At 39.2% G+C, this 1,613-nt stretch carries 2 protein-coding genes; both read right to left on the bottom strand.

From position 1 onward, the window contains the following. Positions 1-981 (bottom strand): ABC transporter permease (locus ACEW8O_RS22070; protein ID WP_373496797.1); only part of this gene is annotated, 981 nt, incomplete at its 3' end. A 203-nt stretch (positions 982-1,184) separates the two neighbouring features. Further along, positions 1,185-1,613, bottom strand: a 429-nt coding sequence (locus ACEW8O_RS22065; RefSeq protein WP_373496796.1) for an ABC transporter permease, incomplete at its 5' end; no start/stop codon positions are given.

Below are 1,613 nucleotides of genomic sequence, written 5' to 3'. Positions count from 1 at the left end.
TGCTCCTTTTTCTGCGCCTACTACTTTTCTTACACCGACTTCCTTGGCTCTTTTCTGGGATTTGGCAGTTGACAGGTTCATAAAATTGATACAGGCGATCAGGAGGACAAATAAACCTATGATCGAAAATAACTTTACATATTCGATCTTGCCACCTTGCTGTATGCCATCCTTGAATTTTCCATGGAGGTAAAGTTCAGTTTGTGGATAGGCAAAAAGCTTGACGTTACTGCCTTCAAATCGTTCTAAAATAAAATCCTCAATACTTGCAGAAAACGCCTGCCAGTCGGATTCTTTGTTCAATCTTACTATGGTACTCGGGCCATTATTGTCCCATCCCTTCAACCATTCATTGTCAGGGTTGTCAAGCATAAACTTAAATGGAAGAATATATTCAAATTGGGCATTGGAATCTTTTGAAAAAGAATCCAAAACCGCTTGGACAACAAAAGCATTATCTCCTTCGGTTTCCTTCAATACCAAAGTTTCACCTACTACATCTGTCTTCCCAAATAACTTTATGGCGGCTTCCGCAGTAAGTACAATATTTGAAATCTCTGCCAAAGCTTTGTCCCTGTCACCGTGAAGTATTTCATATTGCATGATATGCAGGTAATCCTCCCCCGCATAAAATCCATTCAATTTGATCCTAGTGTCCTCGACAACAAAAAGATTGTCCTGTTGCGATGTATAGGTAGCTGCCCTTTCCACTTCCGGGAAGACCTCCTTGAGTTCATTAGCCAAAATACCAGGGGTAGAGTAGGTGGTGAAAATTTCGGCACCGTAACGCTGATGTTCCATAATCCTGTAAACCTGATCAATTTCAGCAAAATCCCGATTCATATTCAACTCCGATTTGACCCAAAGTCCGATCAGGATAGCTGCCCATAAACCTAGGGCCAATCCAAACAAGTTAATAAAGAAAGTGAGCTTATGCTTTACAAAGCCACGGAGTGCGATTTTGAGGTAGTTGGATAACATATTTGAATGTGGTTTTAAGTTGGTTATTTCTTGAATTTTATTCGCTTTTGAATCCCATTCCCTTTGAGAATGAAAGAGGACCGAAGACTGAAGTATTTAGGTTTTTCCACCCTATTAGGGATTTGATTACACTAACACTCCTTAGAGCAAGTTTTCAGTTATGCATTTAGTCTGAATTCATGTTTTAGAATACATGGATTGTTTTATTCACTCTTCAATATTTTGATTGAATTGCTTCCCATGCTTTTGTAAGATTGTAGAGCTACAGTCATGATCGCTAAAGCAAAACAACCCAAACAGGCAATGACAAAAACCCAAAGTTCGAATGGAATCCTAAAGGCAAAATCATCAAGCCACCGAGAAATCAGAATATAAGCAGTAGGAACAGCAATAAGGCATGAAACACCTATTAGCTTGACGTAATTTGATGATAAAAGGAGAAAAATTTCAGATTCCTCTGCACCAAAAACTTTCCTGATACCGATTTCCTTTGCCCTCTGCTGTACTGAATAAGCTGTCAGCCCAAACAATCCCAAAAACGCAATAAATATCGACATCAATGTCAAAGCATTCATCAGCTTTCCCATTTGCATTTCGGACTGGTAAATCGCATGAAAATCAGAATCGAGGAA

Source organism: Aquiflexum sp. (assembly GCF_041749095.1).
GTDB lineage: Bacteria > Bacteroidota > Bacteroidia > Cytophagales > Cyclobacteriaceae > Aquiflexum.
The sequence above is the reverse complement of the archived record's forward strand: the minus strand, read 5'-3'. Positions and strand labels throughout refer to the sequence as shown.